Source organism: Novosphingobium sp. ZW T3_23 (genome assembly GCF_044987305.1).
GTDB lineage: Bacteria > Pseudomonadota > Alphaproteobacteria > Sphingomonadales > Sphingomonadaceae > Novosphingobium.
This window is the reverse complement of the sequence record NZ_JBJDRF010000006.1, coordinates 1-12,483: the sequence shown is the minus strand read 5'-3', so window position 1 is coordinate 12,483 and position 12,483 is coordinate 1. Positions and strand designations below refer to the sequence as shown.

The 12,483-nt window shown below is 65.6% G+C and carries 13 protein-coding genes; 8 read left to right on the top strand and 5 right to left on the bottom strand.

From position 1 onward, the window contains the following. Nucleotides 1-11: 11 nt before the first annotated feature. Entirely contained in the window at nucleotides 12-1,112 is a 1,101-nt protein-coding gene (locus tag ACI3K3_RS05290) for an alpha/beta fold hydrolase (protein ID WP_404912576.1), read from the bottom strand. 354 nt (nucleotides 1,113-1,466) lie between these two features. Here ACI3K3_RS05290 and purB point away from each other — a divergent pair, with 354 nt between their 5' ends. The 4 genes from purB (at nucleotide 1,467) to ACI3K3_RS05270 (ending at nucleotide 4,921) form a co-directional block, all read left to right on the top strand. Beyond that, nucleotides 1,467-2,780, top strand: a complete 1,314-nt coding sequence (gene purB, locus ACI3K3_RS05285; protein ID WP_404912575.1) for an adenylosuccinate lyase — start codon at nucleotides 1,467-1,469, stop codon at nucleotides 2,778-2,780. Nucleotides 2,781-2,948: 168 nt separating this feature from the next. Next, nucleotides 2,949-3,269, top strand: a complete 321-nt coding sequence (locus tag ACI3K3_RS05280) for a LapA family protein (RefSeq protein WP_404912574.1) — start codon at nucleotides 2,949-2,951, stop codon at nucleotides 3,267-3,269. Between the two features lie 4 nt (nucleotides 3,270-3,273). Next, entirely contained in the window at nucleotides 3,274-3,951 is a 678-nt protein-coding gene (gene pyrF / locus ACI3K3_RS05275; RefSeq protein ID WP_313434283.1) for an orotidine-5'-phosphate decarboxylase, read from the top strand. A 211-nt stretch (nucleotides 3,952-4,162) separates the two neighbouring features. Next, nucleotides 4,163-4,921 carry an SIMPL domain-containing protein gene (locus tag ACI3K3_RS05270; protein WP_404912573.1) on the top strand — a complete coding sequence of 253 codons (759 nt, stop codon included), beginning with the start codon at nucleotides 4,163-4,165 and terminating at the stop codon, nucleotides 4,919-4,921. A gap of 52 nt (nucleotides 4,922-4,973) precedes the next feature. Here ACI3K3_RS05270 and ACI3K3_RS05265 read toward each other — a convergent pair whose 3' ends face one another. Next, the gene (locus tag ACI3K3_RS05265) at nucleotides 4,974-5,411 is read right to left on the bottom strand and encodes a DUF4019 domain-containing protein (protein ID WP_404912572.1); all 438 of its coding nucleotides are present in this window, start codon (nucleotides 5,409-5,411) and stop codon (nucleotides 4,974-4,976) included. Nucleotides 5,412-5,463: 52 nt separating this feature from the next. Here ACI3K3_RS05265 and ACI3K3_RS05260 point away from each other — a divergent pair, with 52 nt between their 5' ends. After that, nucleotides 5,464-6,108 (top strand): phosphoribosylanthranilate isomerase, encoded by a 645-nt coding sequence (locus ACI3K3_RS05260; RefSeq protein ID WP_404912571.1) that lies wholly within the window; start codon nucleotides 5,464-5,466, stop codon nucleotides 6,106-6,108. 122 nt (nucleotides 6,109-6,230) lie between these two features. Here ACI3K3_RS05260 and ACI3K3_RS05255 read toward each other — a convergent pair whose 3' ends face one another. Continuing rightward, nucleotides 6,231-6,698 (bottom strand): hypothetical protein, encoded by a 468-nt coding sequence (locus tag ACI3K3_RS05255; RefSeq protein ID WP_313434290.1) that lies wholly within the window; start codon nucleotides 6,696-6,698, stop codon nucleotides 6,231-6,233. Nucleotides 6,699-6,943: 245 nt separating this feature from the next. Between ACI3K3_RS05255 and trpB the strand changes: the two genes are divergently transcribed. The 3 genes from trpB to ACI3K3_RS05240 all read left to right on the top strand — a co-directional run bounded on the left by trpB (nucleotide 6,944) and on the right by ACI3K3_RS05240 (nucleotide 10,395). Then, nucleotides 6,944-8,197, top strand: coding sequence for a tryptophan synthase subunit beta (gene trpB / locus ACI3K3_RS05250; protein ID WP_404912570.1), 1,254 nt, complete (start codon nucleotides 6,944-6,946; stop codon nucleotides 8,195-8,197). A gap of 4 nt (nucleotides 8,198-8,201) precedes the next feature. Then, on the top strand, nucleotides 8,202-8,996 hold the full coding sequence (gene trpA, locus ACI3K3_RS05245; protein WP_404912569.1) for a tryptophan synthase subunit alpha: 795 nt from the start codon (nucleotides 8,202-8,204) through the stop codon (nucleotides 8,994-8,996). 103 nt (nucleotides 8,997-9,099) lie between these two features. Continuing rightward, a complete protein-coding gene (locus ACI3K3_RS05240; RefSeq protein ID WP_404912568.1) occupies nucleotides 9,100-10,395 on the top strand; it encodes a bifunctional folylpolyglutamate synthase/dihydrofolate synthase in 1,296 nt (431 codons plus the stop codon). A 28-nt stretch (nucleotides 10,396-10,423) separates the two neighbouring features. Here the strand turns inward: ACI3K3_RS05240 and ACI3K3_RS05235 are convergent, their stop codons facing one another. Together ACI3K3_RS05235 and ACI3K3_RS05230 are read right to left on the bottom strand one after the other, a co-directional pair. Next, the gene (locus tag ACI3K3_RS05235; RefSeq protein ID WP_404912567.1) at nucleotides 10,424-11,761 is read right to left on the bottom strand and encodes an MFS transporter; all 1,338 of its coding nucleotides are present in this window, start codon (nucleotides 11,759-11,761) and stop codon (nucleotides 10,424-10,426) included. A gap of 225 nt (nucleotides 11,762-11,986) precedes the next feature. Then, nucleotides 11,987-12,313, bottom strand: a complete 327-nt coding sequence (locus tag ACI3K3_RS05230; RefSeq protein WP_404912566.1) for a hypothetical protein — start codon at nucleotides 12,311-12,313, stop codon at nucleotides 11,987-11,989. Nucleotides 12,314-12,483 lie beyond the last annotated feature (170 nt).

The following is a 12,483-nucleotide window of genomic DNA, read 5'->3' as shown; positions in this document are numbered from 1 at the left end:
GGGGCGGGCGTTCAGGGGGCAGGAGCGGACAGTATCTCCAGCAGCCGGGCGCCGAACACCTCAGGTGCCTCGACTTGCGGCGAATGGCCATAGTCCGGGAACTCGACGATCCGGGCTGACGGCATCGCTGCCGCGGCCTGCGGCGCCACTTGCGGTATCGGCTTCAGCCTGGCCCGAAGCTCTGCGGGGGCCTGGCCCTTTCCGAATACCGTCGTGTCCCGCATCCCGATCATCAGCGTAACCGGGACTTTCAGGTTGCCGAACTCGTAGTTGACCGGCTCGGTCAGGATCATCTCCGATGTCTTGGCCTGCGCCAGTTCCGCGGCGTCCTGATCGGCCGTGGCATATTGCCCCGCCAGCATCTTCACCCAGCGATCGTAGCGCGGGTTCCAGTCGCCGTGATAATAGGTGTCGAGCTGATATTGCCGCATTTCGGCGTAGCCTTTGGCGCGCTCGCTCGCCAGCAGCTTGTCCAGCGGAACATAGGGCACGCCTTCGGCCATGCGATCGACCAGACCCAGCGGATTGACCAGCACCAGTCGCTCCACCGCTTGGGGGAACATCAGCGCGAAACGCAGCCCCAGCATCCCGCCGGTGGAATGGCCGAGCACGATGGCCTTCTCCAGGCCGACCTTCTCCATCAGCCGATGCGTGGCATCGGCCATCATCGCAAAGCTGTACTGCGCGGACGCGGGCTTGGACGATTTGCAGAATCCGATCTGGTCGGGAATGAGCACCCGGTAGCCTGCCGAGAGCAGGGTGCGGGCCGTGTCCTCCCAGGTCGCGCCGCAGAAGTTCTTGCCGTGGAGCAGGACGACGGCATGCCCGTTGGGCTGGTCCGGAAGCACGTCCATGTAAGCCATGGCGGCGTCCTCGGCCCCCACCTTCAGTTCCATCACCTCGACTTTCCAAGGGTAGGGAAAACGCTCGAGGTTGGAACCAAACTCCTCCAGCTTGATGTCCTGTGCGCCAACGTTCTCTGAACCGAGATTATTTGGGCCGAGTTTATCCGAGACGCCGGCCGGCGCGCCTGCTTCTTGTGCCGCCGCCCGATCCAAAGTCGCGCCGAACAGCAGGGGTGCGGCGAGAATTGCGGTGAGCGTGCGTAGCATCGCTGTTCCTTCCATCGTCGACAACATTGAGACCGATTGCGTCAGGACCATAGCGCGCCGGGGCGGGGAAGGCTCCTCCAATCGAGAAAGTTCCCGATAATCAATCGCTCAGGCGCATGTCCTATGGCAGCCCCGGAAAATGCGCTTTCGATTTGCGCAATCCTGCCGCGCATTATCCACCCCCTCCCCGAACGCCCGATATGACGGAACCACGGGCCACCTGGCCTCTCTCCAGTCGGATTCTTTCTCCGCTCCCGACCCGCGCACCCTTGCCTTTGTCGCAAGCGCGCCTTAGCGGCACGGCCAACAAGGCCCGGTTCAAGCCGGTCGTGTCAGGTTAGCAAGGAGTCGAACATGGTCCCCCGTTACGCCCGCCCCGCCATGACCGCGATCTGGGAGCCCGAAGCCCGCTACCGCATCTGGTTCGAGATCGAAGCGCACGCCGCCGTGAAGATGGGCGAGATGGGCACCGTGCCCGCCAGCGCCGGCCAAGCCCTGTGGGACTGGTGGGCCACCAACCCGACGATCGACGTCGCCGCGATCGACGCGATCGAAGCCGTGACCAAGCACGACGTCATCGCCTTCCTCGACTGGGTTGCCCAGCAGGTCGGCCCCGAAGCGCGCTTCATGCACCAGGGCATGACCAGCTCCGACGTGCTCGACACCACGCTAAACGTCCAGCTGGTCAAGGCCGCCGACATCCTGCTGGTAGACATCGACGCCCTGCTCGCCGCGATCAAGCGTCGCGCCGAAGAGCACAAGTACACCCCCACCATCGGCCGCAGCCACGGCATCCATGCCGAGCCGGTGACCTTCGGCCTCAAGCTGGCCGAGGCCTATGCCGAGTTCGCGCGTTGCCGGAAGCGCCTGGTCGCCGCTCGCGAGGAAGTCGCCACTTGCGCGATCTCGGGCGCGGTGGGCACGTTCGCCAATGTCGATCCGGCGGTGGAACAGTACGTCGCCGACAAGATGGGCCTCGAAGTGGAGCCGGTCTCCACGCAGGTGATCCCGCGTGACCGTCATGCCATGTTCTTCGCGGTGCTGGGCGTGATCGCCAGCTCGATCGAACGCCTCGCCATCGAAGTGCGCCACCTTCAGCGCACCGAAGTTCTGGAGGCCGAGGAATACTTCTCGCCCGGCCAGAAGGGCTCGTCGGCGATGCCGCACAAGCGCAACCCGATCCTCACCGAAAACCTGACCGGCCTGGCGCGCGTGGTCCGCTCGTCGGTCACGCCGGCCATGGAAAACGTGGCCCTCTGGCATGAGCGCGACATCTCGCACTCCTCGGTCGAGCGCTTCATCGGCCCCGACGCCACGATCACGCTCGACTTCGCGCTCGCCCGCCTCACCGGCGTGATCGACAAGCTGCTCGTCTATCCCGAGCGCATGCAGAAGAACCTCGATCGCATGGGCGGCCTCGTCCACTCGCAGCGCGTGCTGCTGGCGCTGACGCAGGCCGGCCTCACGCGCGACCAGTCCTATCGTCTCGTCCAGCGCAATGCGATGAAGGTGTGGGAATCGGACGGCCAGCTCTCGCTGCTCGAACTGCTGAAGGCCGACGAGGAAGTCACCGCCGCGCTTCCCGCCGAAGTGATCGAGGAGAAGTTCAACCTCGACTACCATTTCAAGCAGGTCGACACGATCTTCGCGCGCGTTTTCGGGAACTAAGCTCCTTTCCGACACTTCACATGCCTCGCAATCGCGCTTAGCATTCGGAGCATTTTCAAGGCAGGTGCCCGCACCTGCCGACTCGGAAGATGCGATAAGCAAAGAATTTAAACGCGATTGTCGAGGTCTTGCTGCGCGGCCTGCAGCGCAGGAATTGCCGGAGGATATATGAACATTGTCCGCACCGTGCTGTGGATCGCCATCACTGCGATCCTGGTGGCCTTCATCGCCATGAATTGGACCAAGGTTCCCGTGAACTTCTGGCCGCTGGACGATGCCAACTACGTCCACTTCGAATGGCCCGTAGGCGTTGTCGCCCTGGTCTTCTTCGGCCTGGGTATGACGCCGGTCTGGCTATACCTGCGGGCCGTGCGCTGGCGCCTCCAGCGCCGCATCGCGTCGTTGGAAAACTCGCTCCGCGCCAACAGCATAGCGCCTACCGCTGCGGAAGCGCCCGTCTCCACTTTTGAATCTGCCCCGGAAACCTGAGACCATGAACAGCAATCCCGTCTATCTCGCCCTCGACCTGCCCCGCCTCGACGCCGCCGAGGCGCTGGCGCGAAAGGTCGCCGGGCACATCGGCGGGATCAAGCTGGGTCTGGAGTTCTTCTGCGCTCACGGGCACCACGGCGTCCATGAACTGCACAAGCTGGGCCTGCCGATCTTCCTCGACCTGAAGCTGCACGATATCCCCAACACCGTGGCCGGGGCGATGCAGGCGATCCACGTGCTCGAACCCGCCATCGTCACCATCCACGCTGCGGGCGGCCGCGCCATGATGGAAGACGCCAAGGCAGCGGCCGGAGAGAACACCAAGGTCGTGGCGGTGACGGTGCTCACCAGCCTGGACGGCGGAGACCTCAACGCCATCGGCGTGAATGCCGAACCGCACGAACAGGCGCTGCGCCTTGCCGAACTGGCCCAGTCCGCCGGGCTCGACGGCATCGTCTGCTCCGGGCATGAAGTGGGCGCCGTGCATCAGCAGTGGAAGGACGGCTACTTCGTCGTTCCCGGCCTGCGTCCGGATACGGGCGGCAACGGCGACCAGAAGCGCATTATGACCCCGCGCGCCGCGCGCGATGCCGGTGCCAGCGTACTCGTCGTCGGCCGCCCGATCAGCCGCGCCGAAGACCCCCTCGCCGCTGCGCGTGCGATCGAAGCGACGCTGTAGGTAGCCGTCGTCCCGGACTCGATCCGGGACCGCTGGCCAAGCCGCGCCTTGCTCGCCTCGTGACGCCTAAAGATTTGACAGCGGTCCCGGATCAGGTCCGGGACGACGGCAGGCGCCGAACCTTTCACGGCGCAAAATGCACGGTTCAGCGCCCCGCAACCTCGCACGCTCCAGATCGTTGATCCGAGTTACCAATGGAGAGTGCGACCTCATGAAATCCCTGAACCTGCTTGCCGTCACCACTGCCGCGATCGCATCGGCCATGGCCGTGCCTGCCGCGGCGCAGGACACCGGCCTGGTCCCCGCCATCGCCGCAGGCCATACGCTGCTGACGGTCAATGCCCAGGGCTCCTCCACGCGCACGCCCGACATGGCCGGCTTCTCGGCGGGCGTCACGACGCAGGGCGCCACGGCCAGCGAAGCGCTTAACGCCAATTCCACGCGGATGAACCAGGTCATCGCCTCGCTGAAGCGCGCCGGCGTGGCCGACAAGGACATCCAGACCAGCAACCTCAGCGTGAACCCGGTCTATGCCCAGCCCAAGCGCCAGCCCGACGGCAGCTTCGTAGACGGCCCGCGCGAGATCGTCGGTTATGAGGCCAGCAACAACGTCAGCGTGCGCCAGCGCAAGCTGGACGACATGGGCAAGGTCATAGACGCTCTCGTCAAGGCGGGCGCGAATCAGGTGAACGGTCCGAACTTCTCGCTGTCCCAGCCCGACGCGGCGCTGAACGAGGCGCGCGTGGCGGCCATCAAGGATGCGCGCGCCCGCGCAGACCTCTACGCCGGGGCGGCAGGCATGCGCGTCGCGCGCGTCGTCTCGATCACCGAAAGCGGTGGCTACGCGCCCGCACCGGTGATGTTCCGCGCCAAGGCCGCCATGGACTCGCTGGCGTCCGCCCCGCCGGTCGCAGCAGGCGAGCTGGAAACCAACGTCAACGTCACGGTGCAGTTCGAACTGGCTCCCTGATAGCCGTCATATAGGCACGGATCGCGCTACCGGCGCGATCCGTCCCCGCACCTTAGTTGAGCATCATGTCCTGCGATTCGATATTGTAACCCGTCAGGGCGATCCTGCCGCCGTCGCCCTTGCGATAGACGAACTGCTCGACGCCCGAGCCCTGCTCGAAAGCCGTTTGATAGGTCAGGGTGACGAAAGTGCCGCCGGTGGTGGCATTCGCGTTCCAGCCGACCTGTTTGGCCTGTTTCACCTTGCCGAGCTTGCGATGCACGGCATCCAGCACTTTTTCCAGTTGGGCCCGCTGCGCCCCTTGCCGCAAGGCCGGATCGGCCTGCCGCCAGATCGCGCGCAAGTCTCCGGCGTCCAGCGCCCGGTGGAACTTACCCACCTCGACCTCGGCATCCTTGAACGACTCCTTCACGCCGCAGCCCGCCAGCATTGCCGCAACGGCAAATGGGACTAGAAGGCGGCCGATTCGGTTCATCATCTGGCGGTTCATCGGCGGTCCTCGGGCCTGTGTTCGGGATCGCTATCTAGGCTGGAAAAACGACATGCCAACAGCGGCGATCAAGATCTGCGGGATCAGCACCGGCGAAGCGCTCGAAGCCGCGATTCGCGCGCGCGCGGCCCACGCCGGATTCGTGTTCTTTCCGAAAAGCCCCCGCAACGTCACTCCGGCCGAGGCGGCAGCCCTTTCCGACCGTGCCCAGGGGCGGATCGGCAGGGTAGGCCTGTTCGTCGATGCCGACGATGCCACGATCGCGCAGGCCGTCACCAGCGCGCGTCTCGACGCGCTTCAGCTCCACGGCAGCGAGGCCCCGGAGCGCGCGGCGCAGCTTCGCGCGCGCTTCGGCATAGCCGTGTGGAAGGCGCTATCGGTCGCAACGACGGAAGACGTCGCCCGGGCTTCCGCTTATGCCGGGGCGGTCGATCTGGTGCTGTTCGATGCCAAGACGCCCAAGGGCAGCCTGCCGGGCGGCATGGGCCTCAGCTTCGACTGGAAACTCGTGGCGAACTGGAAGGGGCCGGTCGCCTGGGGGCTCGCCGGAGGATTGACGCCCGAGAACGTCGCCGAAGCGGTTCGACTGACGGGAACGCCGCTGGTGGATACCTCGTCAGGGGTGGAGAGCGCGCCCGGCGTCAAGGATCTCGATCGCATCGCCGCTTTCGCGCGGGCAGTCTCGGCAGCAGGGTAGCAAAAACAAGAAAGGGCGGCCCCTCATAGACCGCCCTTCCCTGGCTTACGCTCCTGGCGGAGCGGATCCGTTCACGTTTCCCGGCCTGACGAACTCGGTAGCTGCGTCAGGCCGGAAATCGATCAGAACTTAACGCCGACGCCGATCAGGCCAACGTCTGCGTCGGGGGTGTTGTCGCCCACCAGCAGGTGCTTGTATTCGACCTTGCCGTAGAAGCGGTCGTTGAGCGACTGCTGAACGCCACCGCCGACAGCAACGGCGCTGTTGCCGTACTTGGCGAACTTCGACTGCCAGGTCGAGTTGGCATAGAGCTTGGTGGTCGGGGTCACCTTGAAGCCAACGCGGCCGCCGGCGCCCCACGAAACGCGGGTGTTGTCGGTCAGGACCTTGTCGGCCGAACCTTCGACGCCCACGAAGAACTTGTTGCCCAGGTCGTAGTCGTAGCCGACTGCGACGCCTGCAACTGCTTCGCTGTCGCTGCCGTCCCAGATGATGCCGGTGCGGGCTTCGACGCGCGCTTCGTTGGCGAGAGCGGGGGTGGCGGCGGCCACGGCAGCAACCGCGGCGAGCGAAACGAGTGCAATACGCATATTATTTACTCCAGTACGTTCCCCGGCCCTCACCGGGGACCGCCCCGCTGCTCCTGCAAACCTTTCACGTCAATGAACGAAAATTTGTTAGTTGCTCAAAATCGTCATGAAACTGCCACTTACAGACACTATCTTGCCAATGCAGTTATGCCTGTTGCAAGCTTTGCAATTGAAAACGGACTTCCCGATCCCAAGGCATGTTAGGCGCTGGACTTGACCGCCGCGCTCTGCCAATCGCCCGGATCATGACCGCACCCACGCCCGTGAACAGCGCTGTAAACTCCTGGCGCACCCTGCCCGACGAAACCGGCCACTTCGGCCAGTTCGGTGGCCGCTACGTCGCCGAAACGCTGATGCCGCTGATCCTCGATCTCGAGAAGGAATATCGCAAGGCGCAGCAGGATCCCGCGTTCTGGGCGGAATTCGATGCCCTGATGAAGGACTTCGTCGGTCGCCCCAGCCCGCTCTACTTCGCGCCGCGCATGACCGACTATTTCCGGGCGCTCGCTCCTGCCGGCAAGGGTCCGAAGATCTACTTCAAGCGCGAAGAGCTGAACCACACCGGCGCGCACAAGATCAACAACTGCATCGGCCAGATCCTGCTCGCGATCCGCATGGGCAAGACGAAGATCATCGCCGAAACCGGCGCGGGCCAGCACGGCGTCGCCACCGCCACGGTCGCCGCGCGCTTCGGCCTGCCCTGCAAGATCTTCATGGGCGCCAAGGACATTGAACGCCAGAAGCCCAACGTGTTCCGTATGAAGCTGCTGGGTGCCGAAGTCGTTTCCTGCGAAAGCGGATCGCAGTCGCTGAAGGACTCGATGAACGACGCGCTGCGCTATTGGGTCGCGAACGTCCACGACACTTTCTACATCATCGGCACCGCCGCCGGCCCGCATCCCTATCCGGAACTGGTGCGCGATTTCCAGTCGATCATCGGCAAGGAAGCCCGCGAACAGATGCTGGAAAAGGAAGGCCGCTTGCCCGACATGCTGGTGGCGGCCGTGGGCGGCGGATCGAACGCGATCGGCCTGTTCCACCCCTTCCTCGACGATCCCGAAGTCCAGATGACCGGCATCGAGGCGGCGGGTCACGGGATCGACACCGACAAGCATGCCGCCTCGCTCACCGGCGGCAAGCCCGGCATCCTGCACGGCAACAAGACCTACCTGCTCCAGGACGATGACGGCCAGATCACCGAGGCGCACTCGATCTCGGCAGGTCTCGACTATCCGGGCCTCGGGCCGGAGCACTCCTGGCTGCACGAGAGCGGCCGCGTGAACTACGTGCCGATCACCGATACGCAGGCCCTGGAAGCGTTCCAGCTCTGCTGCGAACTGGAAGGCATCATCCCGGCGCTCGAAAGCGCGCATGCGCTGGCCGCACTGCCTCAGCTGACGGCGGAGATGGACGAGGACAAGCTGCTCGTCGTCAACGTCTCGGGCCGCGGCGATAAGGACATCTTCACCGTCGCCGAAGCACTGGGCGTGGAGCTTTAAACCAATGACCCGCTTCGAAACCGCATTCGCCAAAGAAGTTAACGGAAAGAACCGGGCGGCGCTCGTCTGCTTCATCACCGGAGGTGACGGCGACACCGCCGCCAATCTCGACGCGCTTGTCGAAGGCGGCGCCGACGTGATCGAGCTGGGCATGCCCTTCACCGATCCCATGGCCGACGGCCCGGCGATCCAGGAAGCGAACATCCGCAGCCTCGATTCCGGCACGAAGACCGCCGACATTTTCCGCATGGCCGGCGAATTCCGCACCCGTCATCCGCAAGTGCCGCTGGTGCTGATGGGTTATGCCAACCCGATGATCGCGCGCGGCGCCGACTGGTTCGCGGATGAATGCGCGAAAGCCGGTGTCGACGGCGTGATCTGCGTGGACATCCCGCCCGAGGAAGACGCCGAACTCGGCCCGGCCTTGCGCGAAAAGAGCGTCTCGCTGATCCGCCTCGCCACGCCCACCACCGACGCAGCCCGTCTTCCGGCCGTGCTAGAGGGCTCCTCCGGCTTCCTCTATTACGTCTCGGTCGCGGGCGTCACCGGCATGCAGCAGGCGGCGCAGGGCTCGATCGAGGATGCCGTGGCCAGGCTCAAGGCCGCCAGTTCGATCCCGGTCGCCGTTGGTTTCGGCGTGCGCACGCCAGAGCAGGCCAGCGCGATCGCCAAAGTGGCGGACGGCGTGGTGGTCGGCTCGGCGCTGGTCGATCTGGTCAAGCAGCACGGCACCGGCGCGCCCGCGCATCTGCGTGCGCTGACCTCGGCGCTGGCCGAAGCGGTTCACGCCGCGCGCTGATCTCCCAAACATTCGCCATTGCGCAACGCGTGGCGACACAGCAATCCCGTGCATCGCGGCGGCCATCCCGGCTTGCCGCGATGTGCCTGTCCGGACGGTTGCCATGAAAGACTTCGCCACTTCCGAAGACCCGCGTGTTCAGGCCCAGCTTGACCGGCTCGCCGCGCTCTCGATCCCGCAGGGTCGCTTCGGCCTCGAGACGATCCAGACGCTGCTCGAACGGCTGGGCGATCCGCACAGGCGCCTGCCGCCCACGTTCCACGTCGCCGGCACCAACGGCAAGGGATCGACCTGCACGTACTTGCGCTTCATGCTGGAAGCGCAGGGCCTGAAGGTTCACTCGGCCACCAAACCGCATCTTGTGCGCTACAACGAGCGCATCCGTCTCGGCGGCAAGCTGATCTCCGACGCCATGCTGGCGGACCTGCTGGCCGAGGTGCTCGATGCGGGCGAGGATCTTTGCCCCAGCTTCTTCGAAGTGACGACGGCCGCGATCTTCCTCGCTTTCGCGCGCGAACCTGCCGATGCCTGTGTGATCGAAGTGGGTCTTGGCGGACGTCTCGACGCGACCAACGTCATCGACCATCCGGCGGCCTGCGGCATCGTCACCCTCGGCATCGACCACGAGGCCTTCCTGCTGCGCCCCGAAGACGGCGCGCCCGAAGAACCGCTGGCCCGCATCGCCTTCGAGAAAGCCGGAATCGTTCGCGGCCCGGCGCCGGTGGTCACACTGGCCTATCCGGAAAGCGCCATGCTCGAAATCGAGCGGGCCGCCCTTACGGCCGGGGCTTCGCTCCATGTGCGCGGGCGCGACTGGGACGCCGCGGTTGGCGATGTGATCGAATATTCGGATCGCCACGGCGAACTCGCGCTGCCGCTACCCACCCTGCCGGGCCTGCACCAGGCGGAGAACGCCGCCCTGGCGGTGGCCATCCTGCGCCATCAGGACCGGGTGACGGTTTCTCCCGAAGCCATGGCCGAAGGCATCGGCGCTGCTCGATGGCCCGCGCGGCTCCAGCGCCTTTCAGAGGGTCCGCTGACCCGCCATGCAGGTGCGCGCGAGGTCTGGCTGGACGGCGGCCACAATCCCGACGCGGGCCTCGCCATCGCCCGCCATTTCAGCGGCCGGCGGCTTCATCTGGTGATCGGAATGCTGGCCAACAAGGATCCGCGCGCCCTCACCGCGCCTCTGGCCAAGAGCATCGCCAGCATTCGCGCCGTTCCGGTGCCGGGGCACGAGTGCCATGGCCCGGCCAGCTTCGGCCCTTCCGCCCTGGCTGCGGAGAACGCGGAAGCCGCACTGGCCGCCCTTCCCGACGACGGCCTACCCGTGCTGATCGCCGGATCGCTCTACCTCTCCGGCGTGGTGCTGGAGGCGAACGGGGAAATACCCGAGTGATTCGCCTAGCGACCAGACCCACGGTTCGTCAGGAGGGCTGGTCCGCCTCCAACTCCGCCGTGTCCTCTGCCGCCGTGCCCATAGCCTGATCCACAAGCCCGGTCCGGCACATCCACCAGAACAGCACGATGCCCGGCAGGGCAGCGACCGTGGTGAGCAGATAGAAGTTCACATAACCCATGGCCTCGATCAGCGCGCCTGCCGTGGTGCCGGTGAGCAGCCGGCCGACCACGCTGGCCGCTGCCGAAATCAGCGCATATTGCGCAGCGGTGTAGCGAAGGTCGCAGAGCGCCGAGAAATAGGCGATCACGACGACGCCGCCATAGCCCGACGCAATGTTCTCGAAACCGATGGCGCCCGCCATGCCCCAGTTGCTGTGCCCGGCCGCCGCCAGCGCCGCGAAGCTGAGGTTGGAGATACCCATCAGGATCAGCGAGATCAGCACCGAGCGCTTCAGCCCCATCTTCGCGAAAGCCACACCGCCGATGAACACGCCGATCAGATAGGCCCAGAAGCCAAGGCCGACATCGTAGAGCGCGATTTCGTCGTTGGAGAATTTGAGGTCGTCGAACAGCAGGCGGAACGTCAGATTCGCCAGCGTGTCTCCGATCTTATGGACGAGGATGAATGTCAGCACGAGCACCGCGCCGTTGCGGCGAAAGAACTCGGCGAAAGGCCCGGCGATGGAATTCCAGACTTCCACCACGCCGCGCTTCTCGACCACGACCTTGCGGCGTTCCGGCTCGCCCAGGAGCATCGCGGTCAGCATCGCAGGCAGCGCAAAGAAGGCACAGGCCGCATAGCCCGCACTCCAGCCATACCTTGCGGAAATCACCAGCGCCAAGGCGCCGGCCCCCGCCGAACCGATGCGCCAGCCATACTGGCTCATGCCCGATCCGGTGCCGAGCTGGTAGGGCTTGAGCGTCTCGATGCGATAAGCGTCGATCACGATGTCAAAGCTGGCGCCCGCCACGCCCACCAGCACGGCGGCGATCACGGTCGCGGAAATGTCGGCGGCGGGATCGACGAAGGCAAGGTTCAGCACCGCCGCGATCACGAAGAGGCCGCAGACCATCATCCATGAAACGCGCTGGCCCATGCTGCCCAGCATCGGCAGGCGCACGCCGTCGATGATCCACGCCCAGAAGACTTTCAGATTGTAGACGAGGAACGCCAGGGTGAAGGCCGTGACGGTCTTCTTGTCGATCCCGTCTTGCGCAAGACGCGTGGTCAGCGTCGCGCCGATCATCGCATAGGGAAAGCCCGAGGACAGGCCGAGCGCGAAGGAGGCGAGCGATTCTTTCTCGAAATAGGGTTTGACCGCATCCCAGACGCCGCGACGTTGTTCGATACTTTGGGCGTCCACGCAGTAGTCTCCGGCTTCGACACACGAATATGCCAAGTCGGCGCACCCTAACGCGGCCTCGGCGCAAGGGAAGGCTGGATGAAGCGGCGATCAACAGGTATGGGCGGGCGAATGTCCAAACCTCCTTTCAAATCCGGCGGCCCGAAGCGGGGCGGCTCTTCCCGCGATGGCGGCTCCTCCCGTGGCCCCTCGCGCACCGGCTCCGGCTCCGGTTCACGCTCCGACTCAGGCGCGGGAGGTCGGCGCGGCGCCGATAGAACCGGGCGCGACGATCGCCGAGCCGAAGGCGCCGAACGTGGACGCGGCCCTCGCGAGGGCCTGTCCCGCGATGCACGTCCCGCGCGGGACGAGCGCCCCACGCGCGCGGGCCGTGACGATCGCCCCGCTCGCGGCGGGCGCGGTGATCGCGGCGAGATTTTCGGCCGCAACGAACGTCCCGTACGCGGCGAACGCCCCGTGCGTGGTGAGCGTCCTGTGCGCGGTGAACGCCCCTTGCGCGGTGAACGGGCTCGTGACGATGACCGACGCACGCGCAGCGAACGTCCCGCGCACGCCGAACGTACCCGTGACGAGCGACCGGCACGCGGCGAAGGCCCTGCACGCTCGGGCGGTGCAATGCGGGATCGCACGACTCGCCGGGGGCCCGGAGAATTTTCACCGCGTGGCAGCGACTATGCTCCGCGCGGCCCCCGCTCGCCGGACGCGCGGAGCATAGTCGCTGC